The sequence below is a fragment of the Roseovarius sp. MBR-78 genome, assembly GCF_040547535.1.
Taxonomy (GTDB): domain Bacteria; phylum Pseudomonadota; class Alphaproteobacteria; order Rhodobacterales; family Rhodobacteraceae; genus Roseovarius.
This window is the reverse complement of record NZ_JBEPPX010000032.1, coordinates 1-26,647: the sequence shown is the minus strand read 5'-3', so window position 1 is coordinate 26,647 and position 26,647 is coordinate 1. Positions and strand designations below refer to the sequence as shown.

At 58.8% G+C, this 26,647-nt stretch carries 30 protein-coding genes and 1 pseudogene; 9 read left to right on the top strand and 22 right to left on the bottom strand.

Features of this window, described 5'->3' with window-relative positions:
• Positions 1–92: 92 nt before the first annotated feature.
• The 3 genes and pseudogenes from ABIE58_RS18135 to ABIE58_RS18125 form a co-directional block, all read left to right on the top strand.
• Positions 93–782 (top strand): annotated as a pseudogene (locus ABIE58_RS18135) (type IV secretory system conjugative DNA transfer family protein); the annotation flags it as partial.
• Between the two features lie 190 nt (positions 783–972).
• Complete coding sequence (locus ABIE58_RS18130) at positions 973–2,400, top strand: phospholipase effector Tle1 domain-containing protein (RefSeq protein WP_088652254.1); 1,428 nt, start codon at positions 973–975, stop codon at positions 2,398–2,400.
• A 104-nt stretch (positions 2,401–2,504) separates the two neighbouring features.
• Positions 2,505–4,118: a hypothetical protein gene (locus ABIE58_RS18125; protein WP_354546080.1), complete on the top strand. Its 1,614-nt coding sequence runs from the start codon at positions 2,505–2,507 to the stop codon at positions 4,116–4,118.
• A 60-nt stretch (positions 4,119–4,178) separates the two neighbouring features.
• Here the strand turns inward: ABIE58_RS18125 and qatD are convergent, their stop codons facing one another.
• From qatD to qatA, 4 genes are all read right to left on the bottom strand, one after another.
• A complete protein-coding gene (qatD, locus tag ABIE58_RS18120) occupies positions 4,179–4,922 on the bottom strand; it encodes a Qat anti-phage system TatD family nuclease QatD (RefSeq protein ID WP_088652251.1) in 744 nt (247 codons plus the stop codon).
• A gap of 5 nt (positions 4,923–4,927) precedes the next feature.
• Positions 4,928–6,292, bottom strand: coding sequence for a Qat anti-phage system QueC-like protein QatC (gene qatC, locus ABIE58_RS18115; RefSeq protein WP_088652250.1), 1,365 nt, complete (start codon positions 6,290–6,292; stop codon positions 4,928–4,930).
• Positions 6,289–6,930 (bottom strand): Qat anti-phage system associated protein QatB, encoded by a 642-nt coding sequence (gene qatB / locus ABIE58_RS18110; RefSeq protein ID WP_143747340.1) that lies wholly within the window; start codon positions 6,928–6,930, stop codon positions 6,289–6,291. The genes qatC and qatB overlap by 4 nt, the downstream gene beginning before the upstream one ends.
• Positions 6,931–7,163: 233 nt before the next feature.
• On the bottom strand, positions 7,164–9,110 hold the full coding sequence (gene qatA / locus ABIE58_RS18105; RefSeq protein WP_350139645.1) for a Qat anti-phage system ATPase QatA: 1,947 nt from the start codon (positions 9,108–9,110) through the stop codon (positions 7,164–7,166).
• 111 nt (positions 9,111–9,221) lie between these two features.
• Between qatA and ABIE58_RS18100 the strand changes: the two genes are divergently transcribed.
• The 3 genes from ABIE58_RS18100 to ABIE58_RS18090 are packed head-to-tail and all read left to right on the top strand — an operon-like array spanning position 9,222 to position 11,886.
• Positions 9,222–10,070 carry a type IV toxin-antitoxin system AbiEi family antitoxin domain-containing protein gene (locus ABIE58_RS18100; protein WP_350139641.1) on the top strand — a complete coding sequence of 283 codons (849 nt, stop codon included), beginning with the start codon at positions 9,222–9,224 and terminating at the stop codon, positions 10,068–10,070.
• Complete coding sequence (locus ABIE58_RS18095) at positions 10,060–10,974, top strand: nucleotidyl transferase AbiEii/AbiGii toxin family protein (protein WP_088652245.1); 915 nt, start codon at positions 10,060–10,062, stop codon at positions 10,972–10,974. The genes ABIE58_RS18100 and ABIE58_RS18095 overlap by 11 nt, the downstream gene beginning before the upstream one ends.
• 21 nt (positions 10,975–10,995) lie before the next feature.
• Positions 10,996–11,886 (top strand): hypothetical protein, encoded by an 891-nt coding sequence (locus tag ABIE58_RS18090; RefSeq protein ID WP_350139636.1) that lies wholly within the window; start codon positions 10,996–10,998, stop codon positions 11,884–11,886.
• A gap of 275 nt (positions 11,887–12,161) precedes the next feature.
• Here ABIE58_RS18090 and ABIE58_RS18085 read toward each other — a convergent pair whose 3' ends face one another.
• The 15 genes from ABIE58_RS18085 to ABIE58_RS18015 are packed head-to-tail and all read right to left on the bottom strand — an operon-like array spanning position 12,162 to position 23,636.
• Positions 12,162–13,238: a TrbL/VirB6 family protein gene (locus tag ABIE58_RS18085; RefSeq protein ID WP_354546079.1), complete on the bottom strand. Its 1,077-nt coding sequence runs from the start codon at positions 13,236–13,238 to the stop codon at positions 12,162–12,164.
• A 12-nt stretch (positions 13,239–13,250) separates the two neighbouring features.
• Positions 13,251–13,661, bottom strand: coding sequence for a hypothetical protein (locus ABIE58_RS18080; RefSeq protein ID WP_354546078.1), 411 nt, complete (start codon positions 13,659–13,661; stop codon positions 13,251–13,253).
• Positions 13,658–13,852 (bottom strand): DUF4177 domain-containing protein, encoded by a 195-nt coding sequence (locus ABIE58_RS18075; RefSeq protein WP_354546077.1) that lies wholly within the window; start codon positions 13,850–13,852, stop codon positions 13,658–13,660. Before ABIE58_RS18075 ends, ABIE58_RS18080 begins: the two co-directional genes overlap by 4 nt.
• On the bottom strand, positions 13,849–14,835 hold the full coding sequence (locus tag ABIE58_RS18070; RefSeq protein WP_354546076.1) for an ATPase, T2SS/T4P/T4SS family: 987 nt from the start codon (positions 14,833–14,835) through the stop codon (positions 13,849–13,851). The genes ABIE58_RS18075 and ABIE58_RS18070 overlap by 4 nt, the downstream gene beginning before the upstream one ends.
• Before the next feature lie 4 nt (positions 14,836–14,839).
• Positions 14,840–16,219, bottom strand: coding sequence for a TraB/TrbI/VirB10 family type IV secretion system protein (locus tag ABIE58_RS18065; protein ID WP_354546075.1), 1,380 nt, complete (start codon positions 16,217–16,219; stop codon positions 14,840–14,842).
• Complete coding sequence (locus ABIE58_RS18060) at positions 16,216–16,911, bottom strand: TrbG/VirB9 family P-type conjugative transfer protein (RefSeq protein ID WP_354546074.1); 696 nt, start codon at positions 16,909–16,911, stop codon at positions 16,216–16,218. Before ABIE58_RS18060 ends, ABIE58_RS18065 begins: the two co-directional genes overlap by 4 nt.
• 2 nt (positions 16,912–16,913) lie before the next feature.
• Positions 16,914–17,567, bottom strand: a complete 654-nt coding sequence (locus tag ABIE58_RS18055) for a VirB8 family type IV secretion system protein (protein WP_354546073.1) — start codon at positions 17,565–17,567, stop codon at positions 16,914–16,916.
• A 17-nt stretch (positions 17,568–17,584) separates the two neighbouring features.
• Positions 17,585–18,394 carry a type IV secretion system protein gene (locus tag ABIE58_RS18050; protein ID WP_354546072.1) on the bottom strand — a complete coding sequence of 270 codons (810 nt, stop codon included), beginning with the start codon at positions 18,392–18,394 and terminating at the stop codon, positions 17,585–17,587.
• Positions 18,394–19,482, bottom strand: coding sequence for a lytic transglycosylase domain-containing protein (locus tag ABIE58_RS18045; protein WP_354546081.1), 1,089 nt, complete (start codon positions 19,480–19,482; stop codon positions 18,394–18,396). The genes ABIE58_RS18050 and ABIE58_RS18045 overlap by 1 nt, the downstream gene beginning before the upstream one ends.
• 55 nt (positions 19,483–19,537) lie before the next feature.
• Positions 19,538–19,705 carry a hypothetical protein gene (locus ABIE58_RS18040; protein ID WP_354546071.1) on the bottom strand — a complete coding sequence of 56 codons (168 nt, stop codon included), beginning with the start codon at positions 19,703–19,705 and terminating at the stop codon, positions 19,538–19,540.
• Positions 19,702–22,074, bottom strand: a complete 2,373-nt coding sequence (locus tag ABIE58_RS18035) for a VirB4 family type IV secretion/conjugal transfer ATPase (protein WP_354546070.1) — start codon at positions 22,072–22,074, stop codon at positions 19,702–19,704. The genes ABIE58_RS18040 and ABIE58_RS18035 overlap by 4 nt, the downstream gene beginning before the upstream one ends.
• Positions 22,064–22,342 (bottom strand): VirB3 family type IV secretion system protein, encoded by a 279-nt coding sequence (locus tag ABIE58_RS18030; RefSeq protein ID WP_354546069.1) that lies wholly within the window; start codon positions 22,340–22,342, stop codon positions 22,064–22,066. The genes ABIE58_RS18035 and ABIE58_RS18030 overlap by 11 nt, the downstream gene beginning before the upstream one ends.
• Positions 22,335–22,628: a TrbC/VirB2 family protein gene (locus ABIE58_RS18025; RefSeq protein ID WP_354546068.1), complete on the bottom strand. Its 294-nt coding sequence runs from the start codon at positions 22,626–22,628 to the stop codon at positions 22,335–22,337. The genes ABIE58_RS18030 and ABIE58_RS18025 overlap by 8 nt, the downstream gene beginning before the upstream one ends.
• Complete coding sequence (locus ABIE58_RS18020) at positions 22,625–23,239, bottom strand: lytic transglycosylase domain-containing protein (protein WP_354546067.1); 615 nt, start codon at positions 23,237–23,239, stop codon at positions 22,625–22,627. Before ABIE58_RS18020 ends, ABIE58_RS18025 begins: the two co-directional genes overlap by 4 nt.
• Before the next feature lie 43 nt (positions 23,240–23,282).
• A complete protein-coding gene (locus tag ABIE58_RS18015) occupies positions 23,283–23,636 on the bottom strand; it encodes a hypothetical protein (protein ID WP_354546066.1) in 354 nt (117 codons plus the stop codon).
• Between the two features lie 210 nt (positions 23,637–23,846).
• Between ABIE58_RS18015 and ABIE58_RS18010 the strand changes: the two genes are divergently transcribed.
• From ABIE58_RS18010 to ABIE58_RS18000, 3 genes are all read left to right on the top strand, one after another.
• A complete protein-coding gene (locus ABIE58_RS18010) occupies positions 23,847–24,098 on the top strand; it encodes a hypothetical protein (RefSeq protein WP_076981275.1) in 252 nt (83 codons plus the stop codon).
• 124 nt (positions 24,099–24,222) lie between these two features.
• Entirely contained in the window at positions 24,223–24,480 is a 258-nt protein-coding gene (locus ABIE58_RS18005; RefSeq protein WP_354546065.1) for a helix-turn-helix domain-containing protein, read from the top strand.
• Positions 24,481–24,654: 174 nt separating this feature from the next.
• Positions 24,655–24,891: a hypothetical protein gene (locus ABIE58_RS18000; RefSeq protein ID WP_354546064.1), complete on the top strand. Its 237-nt coding sequence runs from the start codon at positions 24,655–24,657 to the stop codon at positions 24,889–24,891.
• 40 nt (positions 24,892–24,931) lie between these two features.
• Here ABIE58_RS18000 and ABIE58_RS17995 read toward each other — a convergent pair whose 3' ends face one another.
• The 3 genes from ABIE58_RS17995 to ABIE58_RS17985 all read right to left on the bottom strand — a co-directional run bounded on the left by ABIE58_RS17995 (position 24,932) and on the right by ABIE58_RS17985 (position 26,465).
• Positions 24,932–25,222, bottom strand: coding sequence for a CcdB family protein (locus tag ABIE58_RS17995; RefSeq protein ID WP_354546063.1), 291 nt, complete (start codon positions 25,220–25,222; stop codon positions 24,932–24,934).
• Complete coding sequence (locus ABIE58_RS17990) at positions 25,210–25,527, bottom strand: type II toxin-antitoxin system CcdA family antitoxin (protein WP_354546062.1); 318 nt, start codon at positions 25,525–25,527, stop codon at positions 25,210–25,212. Before ABIE58_RS17990 ends, ABIE58_RS17995 begins: the two co-directional genes overlap by 13 nt.
• A gap of 182 nt (positions 25,528–25,709) precedes the next feature.
• Positions 25,710–26,465 carry a hypothetical protein gene (locus ABIE58_RS17985; RefSeq protein WP_354546061.1) on the bottom strand — a complete coding sequence of 252 codons (756 nt, stop codon included), beginning with the start codon at positions 26,463–26,465 and terminating at the stop codon, positions 25,710–25,712.
• Positions 26,466–26,647 lie beyond the last annotated feature (182 nt).

Genomic DNA, 26,647 nt, shown 5'->3' with positions numbered 1-26,647 from the left:
GGTGACCGGATACTCCGGAATCGGTGACCGGATCAGATTGGAATGGGTGACCGGATCAAATCGGAATCCCCGACCGGATCACCCCGGAATGCGCACTGCAGGGCAACGCGGGCGTGAAGCTCTACCTCACGCCCTCGGATGAAAAGACTGTCGAGGAGCTGAGCAAGGCGGTCGGCAAGACCACGAAGACCGTAATCACGCGCTCCCAGTCCATCGGCAAGAACCCCTTTGAAGGGCGCAGCCAGTCGACCCGGACCGAAGAAAGCTCGTTGTTGCCTGAAGATGAAGCACGCCGCCTGCCGCTTGACGAGATTGTCATGGTGATCGATGCCCAGATGCCGGTCCGGGCAAAGCGGATCCAGTACTTCGACGATCGGCTGTTCAAGGCGATCCACGCGGCACAGACGGGGGAGCTGCCGTTTCCGCAGCCGGGGGGAGGGGGGCCGCAGGGGAACCTGCCGCTGAGTGTGCGCGCCATGCCAATGACTCCGCCAGCGAACGGACCAAGTGGACCTGACGCCGTCGTGGAAAACTCAGCTCAGGCTTCTGGTGGTCAACTGTCACGGCAAACTGACGGCGTTCCAAAGAAAACCGCGCCCGTCGTTCAAGCTGTGATCGCCGAGGAACAGCGCCAGATGGAGATGGATTTTGGGAGCCAGGTTGCGGATGCCGAGGCTGCGAGCGTCGTTGATGAGGCGCAGATGCGCTCTGCTGTCGATGGTCTTGATACGTTGGAGGCAACTATGGAGCGGAGCAAGAACGGCGTACGAGAAGGGATTTAGTTATTCATATTGGTTCGTAGTCCGTTTTCGCGCGCTCAAGCCTAGCGCCAACGGTATCCAATTCCCATGGGCGCTGATTGTGAAGATCTCTGTGATCCCCAGATTTGGTCTGGCGAGTTTAATTGACTTTACGACAACCAGCGAATAGCGATTTAGAGGAACAAATTAAGAACGAAGCGGGGTTAATTGCATGCCGAAGAACATTTTAATTTTCTCGGATGGGACCGGACAAGTCGGTGGCATGAAGCCAGACCAACGGCTCTCAAATGTCTATAAGTTGTATCGTGCGGCCAGGCCCGGTCCATCCTCCCCGATCAAGCCATCCGAACAGGTTTGCTTCTATGACGCAGGCCTCGGGGCGGGAGAAGTTGGCGGGTTGACGTTTCAGCGAGTGCGCAACGTGCTTTCTGCGGCAGTAGGCACAGGAATCGATGAAAACGTTATCGATTGCTACGAAAAAATAATTTCCTACTACGAACCAGGTGATCGCATCCTTGTGTTTGGTTTTTCACGTGGTGCATACACCGCACGCGCCGTAGCTAACGTGATGAACCTCTGTGGCATCCCAACCAAAATGCCGGATGGATCTGCTGTCCCACGCTATGGAGCGCCGCTTAGGAAGATCGCAAGCGACGCAGTCAATTTCGTCTATAATCATGGGAACGGATACTCGCGCGGTCAGGAACCCTATTTTACCCGAAGGGAAGAGCTCGGAAGGCGGTTTCGACGAAAGTACGGTAGTTTCGTCCCAGGTGCGGAGGAAGATGTTCAAGGCAACGTACAACCCACGTTTATAGGCGTCTTTGATACAGTTGCAGCGCTCGGAAATGTAGTTGTTGGGTATCTCATAATCGCGAGTTTGGTGGCGCTTGGCGGTGTGTTCTCTGCGGCCTTGTACTGGTCTTGGCATTGGATATTTTGGTCCGCTCCAGGAGTGTTACTGGCGGTCATTTCATTTTGGTACATCAAGTTGCGCTGGTCGCAGTTCAAGTATTTTTCTCCCGATCCCGAAAAGCCATTGAGAATCTCGAATCCACGCGATTGGTGGTCAATCTGGAAACACGGTCACAGAGCAGTCTGGAACCGCAAAAACTATGACAAGTGGCTAGATTCCGATGTTGGGTTTGCCCGTCATGCATTGGCCATAGACGAGCATCGGAGAGATTTCCCACGGGTTAAGTGGGCGATGAAAGCCGAGGCGGCGAAAACAGCAGGCAGAAAGCCCGAATGGTTGAAACAAGTATGGTTTGCCGGGTGCCACAGCGATGTGGGCGGCAGTTATCTGGAACCAGAATCTCGACTCAGTGACATTGCGTTGGACTGGATGGTCAGCGAGTTGAAGGAATGCGTACCTGAGATAAAGATAAACAAAAGCATTCTTTTCCGATCTCCGGATCCAGTCGCTCTTCAACACGAAGAAACATACATGTTCAAGTTCGGCCCACTAAAGAGGAAGTGGCCGGCCAAACCACGTATCGTCGATCCAATTTTTAAGCTGCACCCATCGGTAATTCAGCGGCTAAAGGCTGACTCTGTGCCTCAAGTTGGTGAAGTGAAGCCCTACCGGCCTGAACAGCTTAGGGAGCACCCGCAAGCTAAGAAGTACTTCGAGGACTGATGATACCAGTAGTCAGCTTGGTGCAGGACAGGCAGAATGTGACGTACAATGGCGAAATGATGTGTGTTTCCTTCCAAGAAATTCGAACGAGTGGGGGCTGACTGATGAAAATGAAAAGCCTAAAAAAATACAAAGTGGGCGGCACAGGATCCAGAATGCAGCTAGCTATTCCGCTGCCTCAAACACCGGACGGACGCGTTTACCGCTATTCTCCGAATGAAATCGCGCATCCCCGACACTTCGTTCTTGGCAATAGGGAAGCCGGTTTTTTCGTCGAAGAGCACAAGCGTGAGCGGATGAGGCAGGAACCAGGGACGACAAAGACTGTATGTCCTTACAGTGGTGTCATCGGCGATGACGGGGACTTCACGCATCCGAAGGACCAGGAGGCCGCGATCAAGATCGTCAAACATGCGGCAATGCAAGACGTCGAATCTGCATTTTCGGAAATGCTCAAAGGCGTTGCTCAGAAAAGCCGCGGTGGGATCACTATCAAACCAGGTACACGTACACGTCGCCCAAACCCGCAATTTGGTCGACGTGATCTCATGCGCCTTCTTATTTGTGACTGCTGCGGGCGGGATTATGGTGTCTTCGCGATTGCGCTCTACTGTCCGGACTGCGGTGCCCCAAATATCGCACTTCACTTCGGGCGAGAAGTCGAGCTCGTCTTGCAGCAAGCCCGGATAGCAGAGGATCTGGGTGAAGACCGACAGGAACTTGCGTACCGTCTTTTGGGTAACGCGCATGAAGATGTTCTGACCGCCTTTGAAGCGGTGCAAAAGGTAGTCTACGTTCACAGGGTTTCTAAGGAAGAATCAGGTGTTGTGCCTGCCAAACCTGTGCGCAACGATTTTCAGAATGTCGAAAGGGCTCAAAAACGCTATGCTGAATTTGGCTTCAATCCGTTCTGCGTGCTGTCCGAGGACGAGCGAGAGCTGCTCAATCTCAATATTCAGAAGCGGCATGTGATCGGACACAATCTCGGTGTGGTTGATGCCAAGTTCGCAGAAAACGCGCGAGACGCGCGCCTGGGTGAAACCGTGGAACTAGTTGGGTCTGACATTCGAGAGTTCGCCAGGTTGTGCCAACTAGTGATTTCAGCGCTGGATGATTGGCTTGGGGACTTAAGCTATCCGATTGCCCCGAAGGCTAAGGAGGAAACGGGCGGCAGGAACGAACCCGAGACTAAGGAAGGCACAGTTGGGGATCTTGGTAGTCTGGCATCCAGGATTGGCCGTTGGCTCTGTGAACATTCGGTTTCTGGTATGCCTGACAATATCGACGAGGAGGGCATTCTAACGGCATTTTCGGATATGGAAGAAGGCGAGCTGAAGGAGGCGTTAGCTGAGCTTGAAATGGAGGGCTGTGTCGTGCTGTCGCATGTAATTGGAACGCGCCTCCCCCGCATCCAAACGGCAGAGGAGCTCTTTCTGGTTTTTGACCCCCTTGTCTTGAAGTCGAGCCCGATCACAGACGCTTTGCATCTCGTCGATCTCGTTTTGGCGGGAGATGGCTCAGTGAGCTTATCCGACTTACATGATCAAAGCGGAATGGACCAAAGGCGGTTCAACCCGGCAGCAGGGATGATCGTGGCAGAGATTGGCGAAGGTCGTGTGAGCCGCACATACTCGCCTGACTATCCGGCGAGGTACTTCACGATGACCGCAGAGGACCGTGTCGCATTGAAGCGGCTTGGCAAACAGTTGACGGGGTAGGTGAAACCTCACGAACAATCCAGCACCCCAATGTTTGAGAGAGTCTTTGCAGCTTCTTTTCTAGGAAACTAAGTTGCGTAGATTTCGAGCTAGAAGTTTCCGGATTTCGAGAGGTGTGTCGCCAATACTTGACGCTAATAGGTCAACGACCTTCGAAACATCACCTGGCTGAACCGGCACACCGTCACGTTCGACGAATGGTCCGTCGGTCTCCGTCAATAATCGGTCGGTCGGTATGCCCTTGAGCACCGCATCAACCTTCGGTGTTGCGAACATGCGTTCGTTGATTGAGAAGTAGCACCCCATGTCCACGGCCCTTCGCGCCTCGCTGGCACTACCTGTGAACCAGTGCAGCACGACAGCGCCACGGCCCATAAGTAAGCTGGCCTCTACCATGTCGAGTACGTGCTTCGCACACCGGACGCTATGCAGACTTAGGACTTTATCACCAGCTTCAGCACAGAGCTTTAGAATTTTTCCGAACACTTCCTTTTGAGCCTCAAAAGATCGGTAGTGGCGCGGGCTTGCGTCGAGTCCGATTTCACCAACATATCGTGTCTGGGGCAGCAGGTCCGCGAAGAGAGCCAGTTCAGAGGCGCGTTCTGCGACGAGCTGCGGATGCAGGCCCAGGGCGACGCGCACGAACGGACTGTGCTCCGCCAACTCCTTGTTACGTGCAAACGCTCTTGGGGTGGTCGTGACGGCCAACGTTGCGGTCCTTGAGGAGTCACATATTCGGATCGCCTCTGCGAGGTCCGGATATAGATCGAGATGGGCATGGAAGTCGACGAAATCAGGTTTCATAAGGATCAACCTGGCTTGACGTTGACATCGTCGAGGATTGAGGCGACTTCGAGCACGCCACGACGAAAGACCTCCGCATAGGCGGGGATCTCCGCTGGAGCGTCAATCAACGGTCCAGGTTTGTGCACGAGGATGCCCGCGAGTTCCGGCCGTTCGCGTAGGCGGGCGACCATCATATGGAAGGAGCGCACATGCTCCCCTTCCGCCCTGTCGCTGCGAAGCGTCTGGGCCGATAGGTCTTCGACGGTGTAGAGTGTCGGGTCGTCCGATCCGAGCCCCGCCTTGAGTGACGCTCGGCGGATTAGGCAAGGGACGCAATAGCCGCAATGTCTCGGCGAGAGGCCTTTGTAGCGGGCCTTGGCCGGGGAGGAACAGGACATCGAAGAGCCGACGATAGTTCTCAGATAGGCCTTGTCCGCGCAATCGTCGGTCATCTCCCCCTTGGTCCGGTGTCGATAGGGGTTGTTGAGACTTACCTGTAAGCCGAGTCCATCCAGCAAACGCTGCATGCTCGCCATGAAGTGTGGGTGCGCGGTCCGGGTACTAAGCGCACCGAACCTGAGTGGGTCAAGAGGGACGTTAAGCGCGATCAGCCCGTTCTCTGGCACATTCACGGTCGTCTTAGTGCCGAACGATGCGGCTGCCAGAGAGGCCAAGGCGTAGAACAGGAACGACCGTCCTCGCTGCGTGTCTTCGGTCTGACCCGTGTCCAGCGCGTTCCGGTCGAAACCCAGACGGACACGCATCGATTTGAAGGCTTCGTCACCAAACTTCGTCTCCAACCGCTCTAACAGATATGACTGCGCTTTGGCCGTCTCCGCGTCCCAGTAATGGCTGACGAACAGTGGGTGCGTCCCTTCTGTAAGCGAGTCTATTGCCGCAATCAAACTGTCGAGGCCACCAGAGAAGAGACTGACTTCGTCCAGCCCGTGCAACGGAAGTTTGTCTGTAGCCACGCTGAGAGAGGATGCCTCCTTCGGTCGTAGCCTGAAGAACAGCCGCCAACGGTCTCCGGTCAGGAAACGAAGCATCTTGCCGATATGGTCTGCCTGTGCGGACCAGCGGTCAGGATCGCTGACAGGCAGGTACAGATCAATTTCCCGCGTCCATCCGCCCTGGGCGTTGATGTCACGGGATACCCGCGTGTCGGCGGCGTTCACCAGTCCGGCGAGGAGCGCGAGGTCGATCGCGGTCTCGGGCGTGGTGAGGCCGAGAGATGCCAGCTGGGCCAACGCCTGGCCCAGACCATAGGCTAGGCGGTTGTCACCATCGAGAAAGTCTAACTCATGCACCGACGAGTCACGCTGCAGGACGTTTACCTTGGCGGCATCGGTCTTACCGAGACGCGTGATCAGGCTGAAACGTTTCATTCCGCCTCTCCCATCGTTTGCATGAGATCGAAGGACGCTGCGTAGAGGTCGGAGACGAAGCCGTCTATCTGCCCGCTATCGAGCGATGAGACGGACTCACCGGAATCCTGGAACCTGTCCCTAACGCACCCGACAACGAAACTGTGCAACATTTTCTGGGCACGGTCCACGGCGGCTATGTCTGGAGAGAGTTTAATCGAATTGGTGCCTACCTCGTTCAGTATCCTTCCCTCGATAGAACGGGAAACGACGCCGATGAATATTTCTTGGAGATCGTCCTGCGTCAGCTCGTCAAAGTTTCCTATACCCTTGGCGGCGAGATCCGCGATCGTCTCCAACAAGGCGTCGCGTGCGATCGCCTCGTCGATCGTCCCCCCTGGGGGACAGAGCGCGTCGGTGAGTGCGACGAACACGTCCTGAGCCGGAGCCCCGGCCAGACTTTCGAGGTTAAAACGACGAAGCGCCTCTGCCGGACCATCCCGCGAAATCGCACTCGCCAGACCGGCAATACCGCCCGCGAGCGCGCGTGAACTTCCCAGCTGCCGTGCGGCCGCCCGACCGCCGCCACTGGCAGCAACGTACTTGCCGGCACCACGACGGATTGATCCGGAACTTCCATTCTTGGTGCCCGAAGTCATGTCGCTACGCGCGGACCCGTAGTTGGACCCCTGCGCGGGCGGTTGAATTGCTGGATAGGGGGTGGGGGCGGCTGGCGCGGGCGGCGCGGTGTCCGATCCCTGTCCATCATCCGGTGTTCCATCCTGACCGTCTTGCGGCGGATTCTGCGGCGGTGCCGCGGGACCCGGAGCCGGATCACTCACCCATGACGGAACCATGGGCCTTCCCCCTCCGAAACTTCCCGACGTGCCCATCAGCGTTCACCTCGCTTGCGGCCCATGCTTGCGGCAGCCTTCGCCGCGGCGCTCAGGGCCGGGTTATCGCTCTGTTCGGCCCAATCTGACTTGAGAGCGTCGTACGCGGCCTTTGCCTCTGCCTCTGTGATGGCACCCGCCCAGCCCGTCATGACCCATGTCCCTACCTTGGTCACTGGCAGGTCCCTGAAGAAGCCGACAAGCGACGCCTGCAGGAACGGATGATGCTGGCAGATGGCGGCCAGCCCGTGCATGCCGTCTGGTTCTTCGACAAGGTCTTCGGCGTCGGCAACCTTGGCACGCAATGCGTCGAAGAGTTGTTCGGCCTCGACAGAGGTCAATCTCTTGATCTCCGTCGTGATCTGTTTGACTTGTAACGGCGGGCCCATGAGCTTGCCGAGCATCTCGTCAAGTTCACCGAGTGGTGTTTGTGACCCGTATCCACCACGCCGGTCACGGCTTACGAACACGTAGGGACGCAGGTCGACTTCGGCGAGAGTCGGCGGAATACCTGCCCACCGCTTAGCCCATTCGATGTTTGGCCAGTCGGGAAGTTGAACAGGCTCCTTGGCCTTGGGCGCTTTCTTCGCCGAAGACGCCTTTCCGTTGGCTTTGACAGGGACGGTCTCTGTGCCGTCCGATGCCGCGTGCGATTCTAAGGCGATCAACTCGTCTGAAAAACCGGTGTCCGCCGCGCCCCTCGCTAGTGCGTCGAAGACTTCCGGCGCGAACCGCTCTGCAAGCATCACTTTGGCGAGGACGCTCATATTCAACTCATCGGCAAATCCCCGTTCCTCGGCGATTGCGAGTCTCAGCGCCATCGTGTTGATGAACCGTTTGACCTGTCGAGGGTTACCACGCGAGCCGTCAGTCAGGATCGGGGCGATTCGATAGGCTATGTCGAGGGCCCGTTCTACGGCGTCCGGTATCGTTTCAAAAGCCACTTTCAAGCTGGTCCGGTCCAATCCGGGGCCAATCCAGGGTTTTTGGAGTGCGGCACGCGCTATCGGAACCAGTTTTTTAAAGGTGTCGGAGTCATCGCCACATTCGTTCAAGACGAGCAGCAACGCCACATAGATGCGCGTCTCGGTATAGCCGAGCGAGGGTAGACGGAACGGAACCTGGATAAGCTTTTCGAGATAGTTTCTTGCGTAGGTCGCGGGACCTGTGGCCGTCGGTAAGTCTGGGAAATGCTGCCGGACACAATATTCGATCATGCCCTCGTCGGCGGCGATAACGAAAGCTGCTCGCGGGACGAATAGGAAGAGACGAATTGCTTCTAGGGTCCCGATCGCTGTCTCGGGCAAACATCGGTCAAGGTCGTCGACCAAGACGACGAGCCTGTCGATGTCGGCGACCTCGAGTAGTGTTTCGAACTCTTGGCGGAACTCATGCATCTGTTGCGGTGTGCTCTCGGCCTCGGCGTCTTTGAGATACGCGCCGGCGCTGTCGACTACGCTCTTCAAGCTGTCCACCGAAATGGCTTCGGCCCCGGTTTTGACGACGGATGTCGCAGCCGCGTAGAGATCTGACAGCGTATCCGGGTGGGGTATCCCTGTCGCAACCGTCATGCCGTATGCGCCGGCTTTGCGCGCCATCTTCATCCAGTTGATGCGGCGATACAGTTTTTTTCCTTGGTCGATAACTTTCTGTGAGCCCGAACGGCTCTTCATCAACTCCTCGACGATCGTCTCGATAAGCACCGTTTTCGCGTCGTCAAACCCTTGGAACAGCCATCCGTTGAAACGTATGCACAGGACACGCTCGTCATCCTTAAACGTCTGTTCAACCATCATCAGGATACTGGATTTGCCAGCACCCCAGTCACCGTGGACCCCGACGCTGAGCGGTTCGTCTGACTTTTCGGAGACGACGCGTACGACCGTCTTTGCGACCGCTTCATAATAGAGCAGGTCGACTGCTGTCTCATTGTCGGCGACGATCATGGCGGGTTTCGGCTTTCAGTTTATGTATTTGTTTTTTTACGTACCATAGGTTATCTAATATCGACAAGATCAAACCGATCTCATGTTTACAAAAGGCACAATTAACCAACCATGAGTACGCAACGAGGTCAAAAGCTAAACTCGCTTCAACACATCCTTCCTGAAGGTTTGGTGGTCAGTGCCGCTTGGCTCGAGGACAGAGGCTACTCCAGCGCCTTGCGCGGAAAGTATGTCGCCAACGGTTGGTTGAAACAGCCAGCGCGCGGAATCTACACACGTCCGGGTGCGGAAACGAGATGGCAACATCTGGTTATATCCCTGCAGTCGTTGATGCGTCAGCCCGTCGCGGTAGGCGGCCTATCCGCCCTCGAACTACAAGGGTACGGCCACTATGTCCGGCTGGGCAAGGGGCACCGCGTCTATCTCTATACCGAGGCCCGCCTTGCCAAATGGGTTCGCGAAGTCGATCCGTCAATCCAATTTGAGCAACGAAATGCAAACAGGCTGTTTAAAGAGGCCGACATCGAACACGCAGTCACGGAACTTCCCGATCTCACGTTCCCTGCCAACCATACCGGAGCATCGCATGTATCAGGTGGGCTAAAACGATTTGTGTGGGGTGATCGGGAATGGCCAATGATCATTTCAAGCCCTGAGAGAGCGACTCTGGAATTCTTGGATGAAATCCCCAACAGACAATCCTTTGAACACGCAGCTGACCTGTTCACCGGACTTACGGATTTGAGTCCCCGACGACTTCAAAAGCTCCTCGAACGATGTGACAGCGTTAAGGCCACGCGCCTCTTCCTCTGGTTCGCAGAGCGATATCAGCATACGTGGTTGAAGCATTTAGACTTGGCAGAGATCGCTATCGGGAGTGGAAAGAGGGTGATCGCAAAATCTGGACGGTTAGACTCCAAATACCAGATTACGGTTCCGGAGAACTTGGATGGCCATTGACGAGCGCTATCGCCAGCAGGTCGAACTATTGGTACGGACACTGCCCTCCGTCGCGTCTGAGGATGTGTTCGCATTGAAAGGCGGAACCGCGATCAATCTGTTCGTGCGCGACCTACCACGTCTGTCTGTCGATATCGACCTAACGTACCTACCGGTCAAACCGCGTGGTGAGTCACTGACGGAAATTGATGAAGCACTTGAACGGATCGGCAGGTCGATCTCAGAAACCCTACCAGACTTACGGGTCCTTCCGAGCCGATTGGCCAAGGAACGAACGCTTAACCGATTGATAGTGCGATCACCACAAGCACAGATAAAAATCGAAGTGACGCCAGTCATGCGCGGATGTGTTTTTGAGCCGTCGATCATGGCCGTTTCTGAGAAAGTTGAGGACCAATTCAGCTTCGCCGAGACCTTAGTCGTATCACGTGACGATCTATATGCAGGTAAACTTGTGGCCGCTCTCGACAGGCAGCACCCACGCGACCTTTTCGATGTGCGGGATCTGCTGGCACATGAAGGCATAAGCGACACATTGCGACAAGCCTTCCTCGTCTACATCTTGAGCCACAATCGCCCCGCCGCCGAGGTTTTGGCCCCCAGACGAAAAGAAATAGAACAGGAATTCCAGAACAACTTCGTGGGTATGACGGCCGCCCCGGTACGGATCGAAGATCTGATATCTACACGAGAAGAAATGATCGAGATCGTCGTCGGTCAGATGCCTCAGGACCATCGAGAATTTTTGATCGGTGTCGAACGCGGAAACGTGCGATGGCAGCTTGCCGACCTACAGGAGGTTGCCGAACTGCCCGCGGTCCGATGGAAACTGTCAAATCTCGACAAGGTCAGCCCAGACCGTCGCGAGACATTTGCCGCCAACTTAGCGGCGATTTGGGATTAGGGCCTGACAGAAAGACCACCGATGAAACGAGAACTTGCATTCAATGTTCCTTCCCTGAATGAGATTGAGCGGGAGGCGATAATCCTGAACGCGGTCTGTCATCTGATCGACGACATGCTCAACTATGGCATGTTGGTCGAGAAATGGTCGCCTGATTGGAGCAACATCATGTTCCGGACCGGCGCGCATTCGCGACTGTTCAACATCCTTCTGGGCGACTTATTATCGATCCCAAATCCCAAAAAGGGTGGGCTAATGCCATTCGACCTCCCTCCGCCTCCGGAAGACGGGGACGGTTCCCATCGGACATATCTTCATTTCCTAAAATCGGTATGTGACGACCCGAAACTCGCCCCGGCGACTGCCCAACTAAGCGAAGCTGTAAGCGCCTTCGCATCTTGGCTTGACGGGTATACCATCATCGAGAAGGTTTGGTTCTCCTCCATGGACCTAGAGTTGGATATGAAAGTTCAACGCATCAAGGCTCTGAAGATGACAGGTGACATTGGGAAGCATAATTTCACCCGCCTAGAGGGCGTCGTGAAAAGTTTCCAATCAACGCTAGAAGCAAACGGCCACGTCAAAACAATGGAGGAATGTTATCTGGCATTGCCGGAGTTCCAAGAGTGGTTCTACGACCACGCATTCGTGTATCAATCCAGCCAAATCGCCGAGTTTCTAAGTGCCATAATCTGGGAGATACATTACTATCTCCAACCGGAATATGACCGTTCAACGGTATTTTGGTTTGATGAGAAGATGCACATGCAGATGTACAAATTCGAACCGCCAGCCGGACTGAACCAATCATTCGCTAAAGCTATGCACTGGGATCTGCTAAACATGGTGCGACGTCGACCATACCTGCCGCGCTTCATCGCGGGCGAAAATATCAAGTCAGAGCTTCTATGAAGAGCACGTGATTTGTTTAAGCGAGCTGACAGAAGTACAGCCTAAGGGGTAAGTAGTCGGAACTCTACACCTAGGATGGCCAAAACACCGGCGGCGAGTTCCTCTGTAGCGTCCCATCCGGGCGTCAACGAAGGTGGAGTAAGGCAGAGTGTCACAACTCCCACAACGCCTACATTGTTCACTTAGCGTGAGTTCGTCCTGAATCCGATCTTGCACCGGTAATTAAAGGCCGCAACGTAGCATTGTGATGCAAAATCGAGTAGCCGCTTGGGCCGTCACCGTCGCCCAAGCCGTCCCAATCTAGCCAGCTGCGCCAGCATTTTTGATCCCGAGTCTGCGGATCCTGTGCCGCCTCCGGAACCCGTCTGCCCCATGCCTTGCCGCACTGGCATCTGCTGTACGCCAAAGAACTGCCGCGCCCTGAGGGCTGCGTATTCTGCGCCACTGGCCCCGCCGATGAGGTAGCGATTGTAGGCCTGCTGGCTTCCCATGGCGGCGCGGGCAAAGCTGTAGCCGCCGCCGAGACCTCCGGAGAGGGCGGGCATCATGATGTTGCCGGAGATCGCGCGGACGATGAAGGGCGTGGCGATAATGAAGCCCTTGGCCATGAGCACCATCATGAAGAAGGGGATGAGCGCGCCGATGTTTGAGGCCCCTTCGGGATCGCCTAGTTCACCGATGAGCGCGGAGGAAACGCCTGTGATCGTTGCGAACACGCCTGCGACGACGATGGGGTATAGTGCGAAGGAGATCAGCGCCGACAGCCAGCGCGCGAAATAATCCTTGGTCACATCGAAGAGGGTCAGGAAAATCATCACCGGGGCGATCCCGATCAGGAGCGCGATCATCAGTCGGGAGGCCACAAGGATAAAGGCGGCCAACCCGCCGAGGATCGAGAGCAGAAGCACACCGACGATGTCGAGCATGGCGCCGGCCATCCAGTTCAGCTCGGATCCGGCAGCGTTCAGATAGTCGCCCAGTTCCGCGATCAGCCGGTCGAATTCTTCAGCGAAAGTTCCAGAGGGTCCCGGACTGCCGCCGCCGACCGAGGCCACCAGCGCACCCGCGATACTGTCGATCCCATAGAGAATGGCAGACGAGAACGCGTTGAACTGCATCCAGTTGGTCGCGAATATCCCGATGAGCCCGATCTTGACCGCGAGCCAGAAGGCTGTGTGCCCATCCATGGCCCGGTATTGATAGATCATGTTGATTCCGACGAGGATCACCACCAGCGTTGTCCCCAAAACCAGGAGCGTGCCGACCGTTGCCGCAACCGCACCAAACTGGGTCTCAGCGGCGGTGTCGAGATAGGCCTGGGAGGTTTCAACGAAGTAGGTGACGACACTCATCGCGGGGCTGCCTTACCAATTACCTGCGGCGTCGCAGATGGCCTTGGCGGCAGGGCGCGCGGCGTTGGCGCGGCGGTTGTAGGCGTCGGAGGCTTCGAGCATTTCCCATCGTTCGTCGCTCGCGTAGCTCTCCCGAAACACGGCCTCGGCCGCGTCCCAGGACGGGAACCGAGTCGCGCAGTCGCAGTTGCTGATCTCGACGACCCGCTCGAGATTCTGGGCGCGATAGATGTCCTGAACCAGAACCCGCTGATAGGCTTGGCGGAGCGGAATTTCCTGCATCCAGACGGGCTCGGCGGGCCGGTCCGGACATACGTCAAAGCTGCGATCGAGGGTTGGCACTAGGTTGCGCTCGGCAACGGCGAAGGCGGGCGTCAGACTTAGGGCCAGCGCGGCCAAGGTGAGGTGCTGCGCCTGCCTCATGCCGTGGCTCCGGCTGGTGTGGTCTCACGCTTCAGGAAGACCGTGTGCCCGACATTGGCGAATTCTGAGGAGCTGATCGACACCACCTCCCAGCCTTCTGCACCTTTGGCATTCAGGCTGGCCTGCATGTCGGAGAGGCTGGTCTTACGGGTCATGGGAAAGGACAGGATATTGTATTCAAAGGTTTTCATGGGGAAGTTCCAATCTCAGTTGCGCCGGGGAGGTAGAATTCGGTGATGCCGCGTTTGCCGTCATGGCGACCGGCCTGGATGATCACGTCGATGGAATTCTCGATGTACTGGATCATGTCGGCATAGGTCATCGGGATCTCGGTCTTGAGGGCCGCGATCGCGAGGCGCTGCACGGCGAGTTGCGGGGTTTCGGCATGCAGCGTGGTCATCGAACCCCCATGACCGGTGTTGATGGCTTCCAGAAAAGTCATGGCCTCCTTGCCGCGCACCTCGCCCAGGATGATCCGGTCGGGGCGCATGCGCAGCGTGGCGGTGAGGAGCACGTCGGCGGATTGGAACTCCGCGTCACGATTGGCGATCAGGGTCACGGCATTGGGCTGGGTCGGCAGCAGCTCGGCCGCTTCCTCGATGGTGACGATGCGCTCCTCGGCGGGGACATGGGCGAGGATCTTGCGGGCGGCCACGGTCTTGCCGGTGGAGGTGCCGCCCGAGACGATCATGTTGAGCTTGTTCTCGACGCAAAAGGCCAGCGCATCATCGATCACGGCCGCGGCCACGACGGCGCGCAAGGCGCGCTTCTTCTCCACGCGCAGGTCTTCGAGCTTGCGCTCCTTGCCATAGAGGAAATCGAGTGCGATGCCTTCGAGCGGCAGGCTCGAGAAGAACCGCAGGCTGATCGACATGGCCGAGAGCACGGCGGGCGGGGTGATGACCTGCGCGCGGATCGGGCGGCCCTTGTAGGTGATCGAGACCGAGACGATGGGGCGGTCCTTGCTCATCGTGGTATTGGCCGACGAGGCAATCTGGTTGCCGAGGTCCCGCACCTGGACGCCGGTCAGCTGCTGATCCAGCGCGCGCATGAAATGATCGCCCTGGAATTCGCCCCAACAGGTCCCGTCCGGGTTAATGCAGATCTCGATGACATCGTCGCGGGCGGCGGCGTCGATCCGGTCGAGCGAGGTTTCGAGATAGCTCAGCGACATGGGCTCAGAATATCTCCAGATCGCGGTCGACCATGACCGTGACGCGGGCGCCCTGGTCGACATAGATGACGGGGCCGATTGAGAGATAGTCGCCGATGACGCTGTCCGTCGCATCTGCCAGATCATCGCCCACGTCTTCGAGAACGTCGGCGGCAGTCTCATCCTGGACCTCGGAGGCGGCGGCACTTGGCGCGGCCGAAATCAGCGAGATCAGGGCGGCCGACCCGAAACGCTCGGCAAAGCGCGTGTCCACGAAACCGGTGACGCCAGAACGGCCCAGTTCATCACCTCCGAAGGAGCTGATCTGGACGGTCTGGTTGTCGGGCAGGATGATCCGGTCCCAGGCGATCGTGACGCGGCGCTGCGCGATATCGACGCCGGCGCGGTAGCGCCCGATGAGACGCGATCCGCGGGGGATCAAGAGGCGCACGCCATCGACGCTGTAGACATCCTCGGACACCACGGCACGGGTCTGGCCGGGCAGGGAGCTGTCAAGGGCAGTTTCCATGACGGCCTGGATCATGGTGCCCTGTAGAATCGTGTTGGAGGGATTGGCGATCACCTCGGCCTGCGTCACCGTCGAGGGCAGCGCCCCGTTCAGCACGAAATCCGTCACCTCGCCAAAAGTGCGTTCGGTCAGAGCCGTTTCATTCGCTCCTGAGGCACCGCCAAACGCGATGGTGGGCGAGGCGATGCGCCGCTCCTGGAAGGCGCGTTCCTCCGCGGCCCGGCGCTCCAGCTCGGCCATGCGCCGGGCTTCTTCCTCGCGGCGCAGTCGCTCTTGCTCGCGTGCGCGCAGCTCATCCTCCGTGGGGCCCACTGGCGCGGGTTGGGGTCGGCTGGCCTCGAGTTGGGCCAATTCCAGATCCATGCGGAGTTGTTCAAGACTTCGATCCCGCGCCGTCAATTCGTCCTGAAATCGTTGCTGTGCTGCTTCCGAGGCGGCTTGCAGCGCCGCAATCTGAGCGGTCAGCGCGTCGATCGCCTCTGCGGCGGCGGTGTCTTCCTCGACGACTGGTTCAGGGGCGTTGCGCAACTCCTCGATCTGGGCCTGCAGGGCGGTGATCTGCGCCAGAAGCTCGGCATTGGGCTCAACGGGGTCTGGTCCGACGAACACAACCTCGGGCTCGGGCGGGGGCAAGGTCTCGATGGCGCCAAAGCCGTCCCCCTCGTTTTGGAAGACGTCCGGGGTGGCCGTCGGCAAGGCTTCCTCTTCGTCGGGCTGTGAGAGGAGATAAAGCAGGGCACCACCCGCGCCGATGACGAGGATCACGATCAGCGCGAGAAGGGGCGACCGGCGCTGCGCCGCCGTGGGGGCGCGGGCACTGCCTTTCTCAAAGGCGGCGAGGCGCCTTTCCAGCTCGGTGTTCTCGGTATCGCTCATGAGGCGGCCTCCGCGGGCGGGATCGCCTCGATGCAGACCACCTCTTCGCCAAGTCGCAGGACCCATTGGCGGTTCACGCCGCTGACGCGGATCACGCCGTCCTCAGGGGTTTGCGTGTTGACCGTGCGTTCACGGCCGCCCGCGTAGCGGAAGATCGCGGGCACAGGCGCGTTTCTTGGAAAGGCGAAATACGTGAACGTCCCGTCATCCCAGATGCGGGTTGGCGTGAACTCGGTCCGCGCGCTGGCACCGTAATTGTAGTTCGGCGCTTGGGCGGCGATGGCCCGGGTCGGGCGCGCAGCGTCGTCAGGGTAGCGAAACTGCACCACGTAGAAGGTCGGGCTGCGGACCTCCTCGACGTTGAAATAGTAGCTGCGCCTGTTCGTGTAGACCGTCACATTGGTATGCACCCCGCGCGCCACAGGCTTGATCGCGAAGGTCTGACCGCCCGGGACGCCGTCGATCTCGAAGCCCTCGGTGTCGCCCGCGATGATCGAGCGGATGCTTTCGCCCTCGCCGAACTCGATGGTGGTCACATGGGTGAGCGACACGCTGAGACGGTAGACCTGACCCTCCTGGTAGGTGGCCAAGCGCACCCGGCTGTCGTTGGGACCGCCACGCGGGATGGCTTCGGCAGAGGCGAGGCCGGGCAACAGGGCAATGACAAAAATAAGCGATCTTATAAACAACAACGTCAGTTCTCCAATCTGTCGGAGCGGATGGAATATTCGAGCACGGTGAAGCCGAAAGGGTTGGTCCAGACCTCATCGATGGAGCGGCGGGTCTCCGGGCGGAACTCGAAGAGAAGCGTCGCGGTGAAGAGGCCGGTCTGGGTGCCGTTAATGGACGTCAGGCGCTTGCGCAGGCGGACCGTCGCGCGGTTGGTGCCGATGCGATTGATGCTGAGGATTTCCACGTCGAGCCGGGCATTGGGGCCATAGACGGTCGGCGGATAGGTCTCATTTGCGCTGTTCCAGATCTGGCGCAGCCCGCTCTCGGCGGCCCCATCCGAGCGGCGCAGGACGCTGCGGATGCGCAGATCGTTGTCCAGCTGGTTATAGACCTCCCGGCCGGTCACATAGCGGAACACCTCCGCCTCGATGATCGCCTGGTTGGCGGTCACCGAGGAGGCGCCCACCGAGGCTTCGGGGAGAGCAAAGCCGGTGGCGGGATCGTAGGGGACAACGACGGGGGGCGGGTCGACATCGAGGATCGAGACAGCCGCTGCACTCAGACAGCCGATGACACCGAAGACAAGGCCCACGAGGCCAAGGCGTTGCCAGAGCCGTTCGCGGCGCAGGGCACCGTAGACCAGTTCTTCCTCGATGATTTCTTGTTCAGTCGCCACCCGTCATGCCCCCACGATCAGTCTGCCCGGAGGTCCGGTAGCGTGAAATCCATGAAGCGCTGCTCTTCGGCGATGGTGGCGGCATCGATCACGCCGCCGGTGCCATCGCCCACCGTTTGAATCGCTTCCAGCTGCCACATTGCCACGAGGGCGATGGCCAATTCAGCGGTCACGCGCGTGTTGAGATCGATGCTTTCCTTGAGTTCGTCCATATCGTCGATGAGTCCGACAAGGCGGTCTACCCGCTCGAGCGATTGGCCGGCATCTTCATAGCTGTTCTGGGCGGCGGCTGAGACGAGCGCGCCGGTTGTGGCCTGCGTCGCCACGCGGTTGGCCCCGGGATTGCCGCTGGTGGCCATTTCCGAGAGCGTGTCTTCATCGAAGCCGAGATCGGCCAGCACCTGGTCCATCTGGGTTTCGATTTCGCCTGCGCCGGAGCCCGAGAGGCCCGAGAAATCCCCAGTCTTGATCGCCTCAATCGTGGCGAGGATGTCCCCGAACTCTTGGTCGAGCAGACCGTTCAACTCGTCTTCCATTTCCGTCCGGATGATTTCGGGAAGCTCGGCAAGTCGGGTGAGCGCTTCATAGGTTCTTTGCAGCTCGGCGAGTTGATCCGTGAGTGTGGCAAGCTGTTCGCGGAGCTGCGTCAGCTGCTCGTTTTGCAGAATCTCGTCCTCGATCATCTGGCGCAGCTGGTGGATGTTTTGCGCGATGTTCTGGGTGTCGACGACAGGCACGCCTTGCGCGAGGGCAGGGGATAGGGCGCCAAGATGCAGACCGATCCCAAGTGTCGTGGCCAAGGCCGTCCTCACGAGCAGATGTCCCATCATTCAATCTCCCTGATCGTAAAATCCATGAACGCGCCTTCGGTCATGCGGGCGCTGGCTTGGGCCAGCTCCTCGGCAGAGAGCACGCGGGTGCGGGCGGCCTGAAGCCGGATGCGTGCAGCGACGAGGCGCACGAGTTCGGCGCGGGCATAGGTGTTGAGCGCGACACTCTCCTGCACATCCTCGGTTTCGGAAACCCGTTCGACGATATCCGCAATACGCAGGGCGGCTTGCCTGATCGCGGCTGGTGAGTTGCTGCCATAAAAGGCTGCCCCATGACCCGTGAGCGAGAGGTTGGCATTGGCCAGAAGCGCGGGGTCGATCGTGCCAAGCGCTTCGATCCCGCCGATACGGGTCAAATAGAGGTTATAGCGTTCGGGGATCACCTGGACGTAAGCTTGCGTCTCGCGGAAGGGTGGCACGCCGCCATACTCGAAAACCCGGCCGGGTCCGGCGTTATAGGCCGCGAGGGCGTTGATGATGTTGCCATCGAATGTGTTGAGCTGGGTCGCGAGATAGCGCGCGCCGCCATGCACCTGAAGGTAGGGGCTGTCATAGTATTCCGGGTTGATGCCGAGATCGCTGGCCGTGCCCGGCATGATCTGGGTGAGACCATAAGCGCCGACGGGAGAGCGTGCACCGATGGTGAAACGGCTTTCCTGCCAGATCAGCGCTTGCAGCAGCGCGCGCCATTGGACGGGGGAGAGCCCTGCGCGTCCAACACCCGCAAAGCCGCTGGTCTCCTGGGCAACGCGGATGATGAGCTGCTCGATGATCTCAGACGCGTCGCCGAACATCTGCGCACCGCCGGGATTGGGATCGATCTCGCCCGTGCCATAGACCGCCGCCACCGAGCGGTCGGGATCCCCGCTGCCGCTTTCCAGTCCAGAGACCATCGCGGGCAAGCCCTGGCCGCCGAAGCTGGTCTGGGCATCGAGGATGCGTTGTAGGGTTTCCAGCTGCTCCCGTTCGATCTCGGCAATGAGTTCGCGCACGGCAAGCTTGTCCACCTGAACGGCCAAGTCGGCCTCGCGATCGCCAGTCTCGACGATGTCACGCGCGGTCAGCCCAGTGTCATTGGTCGGCACGCCTTGAGACAAGGCGAGACCGGGCAGCAGGCAAAGTGCCAGGATATGAGGCAGGCTAGACTTCAATGTCGCCCTCCGGCGCATCTAGAGGCGTAAAGGTGCAATCAGGCGCGACAGGTGCCGTTGACGCGAGGAATGTGAAGCAGTTCGCCTGCGGCTCCCGGTACTGGGTGCAGGAGGCCAAAGCGCCGAGCGCGGTGATAAGAAACAGGGTACGGATCATGAAAGCCTCCAGAAGTCCGGGCGGTCGCGGTAATCGGCGCCGACAAGCGCTTCGCCCTTTTCCATGCCGCCAAGGATGGTGAGATTGGGCCCGAGAGCACTGAGATCGGCATCGACCACGATCGAGCCCTGATCGTCGCGGATCAGCGCCAAACGGCTGTTGCTGCCCGTGTTGAGAAGGACGTCTAGCTCCTTCTCCGTGAGGTTCAGCATGGCGTAGTCCGCAGGCTGCGCGCGGATATTGGGCAGCAGGATCTGCGTCGGAACGGCTTCGACGATGGTCTTGCCGGTCCGGGTGCGCTCAAGCTGGCTGGCATATTGCGTCATCATCACCGCGACGGTGTTCTGCTTGCGCGCGGTCACCAGCCAGTTCGACAGCCGCTCCGCGAAATACGCGTTATCGAGGGCCTTCCAGGCCTCGTCGATCACGATGATGGTGGGGCGGCGGTCCTCGATCTCGCGCTCGACCCGGCGGAAAAGATAGGACAGGACCGCCATCCGTTCCTTGTCGGCCTCGCTATCGAGAATGCCGGTCAGATCGAAGCCCACGACATCGCCCTTGAGCGAGAACGTGTCCTCGAGGCTCTGCCCGAAGATCCAGCCATAGCGGCCGTCTTCGGTCCACTCGAGCAGGCGCTGGTGCAGATCGCCGCCATCATCGGTGGACACAAAAAGCGATGCGAAATCCCGCCAGTTCCGCAGGGCCGGATTGGAGGCCTGCGCGTTCTGGCGCACGACCTCCTGGATGCGATTGGTCTGTGCCGGTGTGAGCGGCTTGTCGGCGCGGTAAAGAAGCGTGGCAAGCCAGTCCGAGAGCCAGGCGGTGCCGCGGGCATCGGTCTCTGTCCAGAGCGGGTTGAGGCCCGTGGGCTGACCGGCGTTCAGGGACGCGTAGCGCCCGCCATTCGCACGGACCGCCATCTCCATACCAAGACGGTAATCGAAGACGAAGACCCGGGCGCCCGCGCGACGGGCCTGGGTCATCAGGAAGGCCGAAAGCACAGATTTACCTGACCCGGGCCGCCCCATGATCAGGGTATGGCCGCTGGTGGGTTCTTTGTCGGGCGAGCCTTGCTCGTGATAGGAAAACCGGTAGGCGCTCTGCTCCGGCGTGGGCAAATAAGTGACGACTCGGCCCCATGGGGTTTTCGCGGCGGGTTTGCCGAGCTGTGTCCGGTGAAAGGCCGCAAAATCCGCGAAGTTGCGATTGGTGACGGCGCTGGCACGCACGCGCTTGGGCTGGTTGCCGGGATGCTGGCTGAGGTAATGGGCCTTTGCGGCGACCCGCTCACCGATCATCTTCACGCCTTCGGTCGCGGCGGCGTTCACGATTTCGGCGCTGAGCGTCTGCAGTTCTTCGAGCGTTTCGCAGAAGAGCGTCACGACCATATGGTGTTCGCCGAAGCTTTGGCGCTTGGCCTCGAGATCATCGGCGGCGATGTCGAGGGCTTCCAGGAGCGAGATGGCCGCGTCCTGGCTGGCCTGCATCTGGCGCTTTTGCCGCTTGATGCGGCCCGCCATGAGGTTCGAATTGATCGGCGTGAAGGACTGCGTGACGATCATGTTGACCGGCAGGTTTAGCATGTCGAACATGGTGCAGGACGTGCCTTCGGAATATTCTCCGATGGTGAAGCTCTTGCCGTAGCGATGCCCCACCACGCCTTCCGAGAGCTCGAAATGGTCTCCGTGGAACGTCACGCGGGTATTGGCGACGTTGACGGACAAAAAGCCGTAGGTGTTGGCCGGGTAGAGCGGCAGCTCGGTGCCCGTGTTAAGCGCGCCCAAAAATCCCACCAACTCTCCCGATCCGGCTGACAGCAGGCGCGGCTTGAGCTCGGTAAGCCCCGAAAGGAAGACGTTCACGGCCTCGCCCAAGCGCTGCAGGCGTTTGCGGGTCTCCTCCTTCAGTCGGTCCGGCGCGCTGCGGCTCAGGAACGGCAGGAGGCTTTTCGGAGGCGGGCGGTGAATGACGGTGAGCGTCATCGTCTTGTCGCGCAGCCCGCTGGTCTCGAGTTTCGCGCGCCAGCGCCGGTCAACCTCGCCTGCGAAGCTGTCCTCACGGATCGGGTCGAGATCAGGTTTGATGGCCTTGGAAACCTTGTGGACGTAATAGCTGAATTCCGGCCCGAGCTGCGCGATGATGCGGGCAAAAAGTGCCGTCACCTTGTCGAGATAGGCATCATCGGTCGTGTAGCTGTTGATCCCCTCGAGCCGGATGCAACGGAAGAGCTCGTTCACCCGTGTCCGCACAGTCTGGTCGTCGACGAGGCTCACATAAGGCAGCATATGCGCGAGTCGGGTCTCGCGCGCATACCAGTCCGGCGTCATCGTGCGGGGATCGAGCGCTGTATCATGGGCATCACGGGGCATAGCTGTCCCCGCCATGAATGGACCTGTTGCGCGTGGGCGGTGTCTCCTGCAGCGACGTCATCATCACGTCGATGAAGCGCGGGTCCCAATCGGCGGCCTTCCACAGCACCGGATAGAGCAGGGCGGCCACGCCCAGTACCCCGATGTGCTGGACCCAGACGAAGAGAAGCACCGAGCCGAAGAGCCAGACCATCGCGTACATGATGGGCAGGCCCAGGAGCTTCGGCGGGCGCACGAGCCCAAGAAAGAGGGGCGAGCGTTCAGCCACCGGCAAAGACCGCAGCAACAATCGTGGGGGCTGCCGCAACACCGGCGATGCCGACAAGCACCCAAAGTGCTTGGCGCAGATCGATGATGTTGAAGAACCAGCTCAAGAAAACGCCGAGAACGGCGAGTGTGGCGATCACCACACCAAGGGGTCCGGTCAGCGCATCGACAATGCCCTGGAGCAAACTCTGGATCGGGGAGAGATCGATGCTTTGCGCAAGGTCGGGTTCGGCAATCAGCAGGAATAGCGCCAGCGAGGCGACAAAGAGGTTTGAAATCTGTTTCATGAATTTGATCCTTCCAATCGAGCCACGACAGCCATGACGCGGGCCACGTGGTTCTGGGTTTCTCGGTAAGGGGGAATGCCACCGTGTTGGCGCACGGCGTCGGGACCGGCGTTGTAGGCCGCCAGCGCCAGATGCGGATCGCCGAAGCGCTCCAGCATCATCGCGAGGTAGCGGGCAGAGCCGTCGAGGTTCTGTTGAGGGTCACGCGGGTCAACGCCGAGGTCGCGCGCGGTGTCGGGCATCAGCTGACCAAAGCCAATGGCGCCCGCATGTGAGATCGCATCCTGCCGATAGGCGCTCTCAACCTCGATATTCGCCCGATAGAGAGCCAGCCAATCCGTCACGGAAAGCCCCGCGCGACGCAGGCCGGGATGGCCGGCATAGCGCAAGGCCGTGGTCTGAATCCCGGAGAGGACATCGGCGCGGGGCAGGGGTGTCGGGCGGGCAAGGGCCGCGACTTGGACGCCCTCTTGCTCGGCCTCTACCTCGCCGAAGATCGCGATCCCATCGGAGGCCGAACCCTGACCAATCCCGTCATTGTAGTTTCGAGCACAGCTGCTTTGGGAGCGGGACGGGCTCAGAGAGCCGTCACTCTCCATGACCAGGACCATTTGCGCTGAGGCAGGTGCTGCGACCAGCCAGAGACAGACGAGGTTAGCTGCCAGCGCCCTTGTCTGATGGGGCGAGCTTGTGGCTCCGGCTTGTCCCCGCTTCAAGCGGCAGGTCGACATGCGCAAAACCAAGGCCAATAAAGAAAGACACCACGCCGGAGATCGTCTTGAACTCGCGGATCTTGATATCGTTGTAGGTCGTCCGCGTGCGGGCGGTGACGAGGAGCTTTTCCACGCCATCATCAGAGACAATGCGCATGATCCAGACCCCGTAATAGCTGGGGCCTTTCCTATGTGCCGACTCCTGGCACAGGATTTCTGCGCTATAGCCGCTTTCCACGAGCTCGCGGAACCTGGCTTCCGTAACCACATTTGGTGCTTCGATGTCCCAGTTCATGGCCCGGCTCACGCTTTCTCCAATGGCGCGACCCCAGGCATTCCCACTTGAAGCCCAGAGTTACGATAGTATACTATCAACCGCAAGATGTAATATCGTGCTTTAGCTGTAGTTTGGTCACGCAAACACTAGTCACGGCCAGTGTCCGCGATCAAGGAGATAACAGGTTTGAGAAACCCAAGGTTGACAGGGCTGCTCCCATTGCAAGCTATGGTCCTTCTGATCTGCGTTCCCGGACCAGTTTTGGCGGAATCCTGCTTCGCCCCGGCCCGTCCTTTCCTGCCAAGCGATTCGCAGGCAGCGCGGGACTATGCAGACATCATCCGTGGCGATTTCGAAGACTACATCCAGGATATCCAGAGCTACTTCCGTTGCCTCGACAGCGAACGCGCCCGCGCCTTCGAGGAAGCGCGCGAAGTCAGCGAGGACTATGGCCGATTTCTGCAATTGGTAGGGGATTGATGGGCAGCCTAGGGAGCATCAGACTTGCAGCCCATGGAAACCAGACGCCGATAACACTCTCAAATATCTACTTTTTAGATAACAGATTTCATCCGCTAGCGACGTCACAAAAGGTATGTGACGCGTGGCAAAAACAATCAGAAGCAAAGGGCAGGTGGCACTCTGCCAGGCGTTGGTCGACGCGCGTAAAAGCGCAGGCTTGGACCAGGACGACTTGGCGGACAGGCTCAAGTGCCATCAATCTCTCGTGGCGCGCATTGAAAGCGGCCAGCGCCGGGTCGACGTCGTCGAGCTGGTCGTCCTTGCGCGCGCGATCGGCTTTGACCCCTTCGAGGTTTTGGCGATCGTCGAAGCCGCCACGGAGCCCGACCACCGGATTTGAAACAAATGATTGATCGGACGCGCGGGCCCATTCGCGGTTGTCTATTGGCACAGCTTAGAGCTGACAAATTCCAAGACCCACCTGCCGAGGAGCCAGCACACCCACCGGGACACGGTAATCCGGCAACCTGCGCTCCGACGTGAAGCGGAAAATTACAAAGAGGGTTTGTAACGAGTGAACAAAGAAAACGACGAAGCTGTTGCGATTGCAGCGCTAATCGGCACGGATGGACACAGTGTCGTCGGATTGGTGTATCGTTGGTATTCGGGCGGGCTCGCGGTGAAATGGAGTGACGGCCCGAAACGGGTTGCAGCAGTGGATCCTGAGCTGACCGATGCGCAAAAGCGCGAAATCGACTTTGACGGTTTGACAAATATTCGAGGAGAACGGGACGGACCGGACGAGGTCTAACAGGCATCGGTATCGTTGGCCGTGGCTTGGTTTTTTGGAGCTATACGCCGCCCATCAAGACATCTACCGCCCGGGTAACCAGATCACCCTGGTCTGCAACGTTCCCTGTTCGGCGCAAGGCCGACCGCCGCACAGCCGCAATCAGTCGCGTCGCAAGCACCAAGTGTCGGCCGTCATGTTCGAGTTCAGGGTTCAGGTGCCGCACCGCGGGATAGTCGGAAAGAAGCGGTATGACGACGATCGAAGCATCGGTCGGCAGCAGGTCGCTTTCGACAACGACCATGGAAATGCCATTATACTCTGCGACATCAAAGCGGGTCAAGGTCGCCATGACGCGGCGCCGGGTGCTGTCATGATGTCAGCGAGCGGGTGTGCGTGACGTTTGTGCCACTCCGATTGGGCCGCAAATGCGCCCGCGTTCTCAGTGAGCCACTTGTTGCGTCGAGCCCCTGCAACGGCCTCGATAAGTGCCGTCTCGGCTACTGCGGAGACGTTGATCCCAAGTTCCTTTGCGCCCTCAAGCGCCTTGGCATCAAGCGTCAGGGATGTCTTGCGCTTTGTCGCAGCTACCATACGATTGCTCTCCTTCATAATACCGTCAAAATATACCGTATTTTGGCGCAGCGCAAGCTCCAAGGGCAGAAACCCAGGATTGAACACGACGATTCCAGACCATGACCGCTCACGAACTGACATTTGAGAGACATTCCCCAGCACGCCAGTTCACAACTCGTAAACACTTCGCACCGATCAACAAGTGCGTCCCCGGCCCTTCGGGTTTCCAAGCGTTTTTTCGTAGCGAGATCGATAGCAACGGTCTAGTAGTTCACCTGCTCGAACCCATAGTGGCCCTCATAGTCGCGCCAGTCCACGAATACCGACCGATTATAAACGCTTGGGCAGTCCGATCCCCACCCTTCGAGCCCGACATGAGCGTCGGGTAGGGCCGTTGGCGTAGACACGGCCCATGAGAATTCGCCCTGCGTGCCGTATGTACCACTATAGACCAGCGCATAACGACGGCACTCATCGTTCTCGCCTGCGATTCTCTGTGACGCGAAACGGACGTCAAAAACCCGAATAGACCGGACGAAATTGAACTCCGGGCCGCTTATGTCGATGTCTGCACGATTTCGGACAAGACGGAGGATATAATCCACTGGGACGAGTTCGTCTGAGGTCTTGTCAAAGCTCGAAGTGACTGCTTTTGTTCTTGCATCTGGAACGCGATGGTTCACAGGAAAGGAGTGGCGCGGACGACGATCATCTCTTGGGGACAAGGCGTCGAAGATTCGGTCAATTCTGCGCGGCATACGTTCGGTTTTATACGACGCGCCCATCGGGCAGCGCCAGATTTGCAGTGGTGGCTCGACCGGCCAAGGCGTGATCCGGCGGATAAACTCCGCGCGCGCTCGAGAACAAGGAACAGATGCTGGCCAACCGCCGGACAGACAGAGAAGGATCGCGCAGTCGATGGGATAGCTCTGTGCTCGGCTGCTCGACGGCAGCGACATGTTCGCAAAAGCCAAGGCGGTCACAAAGAGGAGGACATGTTTCTTGGAAGAGAATTGCATGGTAAAATTAACCTCCACAAACCATAACCAATGTAGATACGAAAATATATTATTGCAAGCCTAAATATATTAAAGATGGTTTAATATTTAACATAAGTCTTATTATACGACAACAGGTTAGCGGCGGCGCTCTGTCATGAGGCGGCTTCTGTCAACGGCCGCGATGATCGCGATCGGGCTCA

What these genes read in the sequence shown, in the direction of transcription:
- qatB (WP_143747340.1), bottom strand. Translation starts at nt 6,930, where the DNA reads ATGACTTCGGGCACCAAGAATGGAAGTTCCGGATCAATCCGTCGTGGT.
- ABIE58_RS18130 (WP_088652254.1), top strand. Translation starts at nt 973, where the DNA reads ATGCCGAAGAACATTTTAATTTTCTCGGATGGGACCGGACAAGTCGGT.
- ABIE58_RS17985 (WP_354546061.1), bottom strand. Translation starts at nt 26,465, where the DNA reads ATGCAATTCTCTTCCAAGAAACATGTCCTCCTCTTTGTGACCGCCTTG.
- ABIE58_RS17995 (WP_354546063.1), bottom strand. Translation starts at nt 25,222, where the DNA reads ATGGCGACCTTGACCCGCTTTGATGTCGCAGAGTATAATGGCATTTCC.
- qatC (WP_088652250.1), bottom strand. Translation starts at nt 6,292, where the DNA reads ATGAAACGTTTCAGCCTGATCACGCGTCTCGGTAAGACCGATGCCGCC.
- ABIE58_RS18010 (WP_076981275.1), top strand. Translation starts at nt 23,847, where the DNA reads ATGGTCCTTCTGATCTGCGTTCCCGGACCAGTTTTGGCGGAATCCTGC.
- ABIE58_RS18090 (WP_350139636.1), top strand. Translation starts at nt 10,996, where the DNA reads ATGAAACGAGAACTTGCATTCAATGTTCCTTCCCTGAATGAGATTGAG.
- ABIE58_RS18100 (WP_350139641.1), top strand. Translation starts at nt 9,222, where the DNA reads ATGAGTACGCAACGAGGTCAAAAGCTAAACTCGCTTCAACACATCCTT.
- ABIE58_RS18050 (WP_354546072.1), bottom strand. Translation starts at nt 18,394, where the DNA reads ATGGGACATCTGCTCGTGAGGACGGCCTTGGCCACGACACTTGGGATC.
- qatA (WP_350139645.1), bottom strand. Translation starts at nt 9,110, where the DNA reads ATGATCGTCGCCGACAATGAGACAGCAGTCGACCTGCTCTATTATGAA.
- ABIE58_RS18035 (WP_354546070.1), bottom strand. Translation starts at nt 22,074, where the DNA reads ATGCCCCGTGATGCCCATGATACAGCGCTCGATCCCCGCACGATGACG.
- ABIE58_RS18015 (WP_354546066.1), bottom strand. Translation starts at nt 23,636, where the DNA reads ATGAACTGGGACATCGAAGCACCAAATGTGGTTACGGAAGCCAGGTTC.
- ABIE58_RS18080 (WP_354546078.1), bottom strand. Translation starts at nt 13,661, where the DNA reads ATGAGGCAGGCGCAGCACCTCACCTTGGCCGCGCTGGCCCTAAGTCTG.
- ABIE58_RS18125 (WP_354546080.1), top strand. Translation starts at nt 2,505, where the DNA reads ATGAAAATGAAAAGCCTAAAAAAATACAAAGTGGGCGGCACAGGATCC.
- ABIE58_RS18040 (WP_354546071.1), bottom strand. Translation starts at nt 19,705, where the DNA reads ATGATCCGTACCCTGTTTCTTATCACCGCGCTCGGCGCTTTGGCCTCC.
- qatD (WP_088652251.1), bottom strand. Translation starts at nt 4,922, where the DNA reads ATGAAACCTGATTTCGTCGACTTCCATGCCCATCTCGATCTATATCCG.
- ABIE58_RS18085 (WP_354546079.1), bottom strand. Translation starts at nt 13,238, where the DNA reads ATGAGTGTCGTCACCTACTTCGTTGAAACCTCCCAGGCCTATCTCGAC.
- ABIE58_RS18020 (WP_354546067.1), bottom strand. Translation starts at nt 23,239, where the DNA reads ATGGTCCTGGTCATGGAGAGTGACGGCTCTCTGAGCCCGTCCCGCTCC.
- ABIE58_RS18075 (WP_354546077.1), bottom strand. Translation starts at nt 13,852, where the DNA reads ATGAAAACCTTTGAATACAATATCCTGTCCTTTCCCATGACCCGTAAG.
- ABIE58_RS18095 (WP_088652245.1), top strand. Translation starts at nt 10,060, where the DNA reads ATGGCCATTGACGAGCGCTATCGCCAGCAGGTCGAACTATTGGTACGG.
- ABIE58_RS18065 (WP_354546075.1), bottom strand. Translation starts at nt 16,219, where the DNA reads ATGAGCGATACCGAGAACACCGAGCTGGAAAGGCGCCTCGCCGCCTTT.
- ABIE58_RS18070 (WP_354546076.1), bottom strand. Translation starts at nt 14,835, where the DNA reads ATGTCGCTGAGCTATCTCGAAACCTCGCTCGACCGGATCGACGCCGCC.
- ABIE58_RS18025 (WP_354546068.1), bottom strand. Translation starts at nt 22,628, where the DNA reads ATGAAACAGATTTCAAACCTCTTTGTCGCCTCGCTGGCGCTATTCCTG.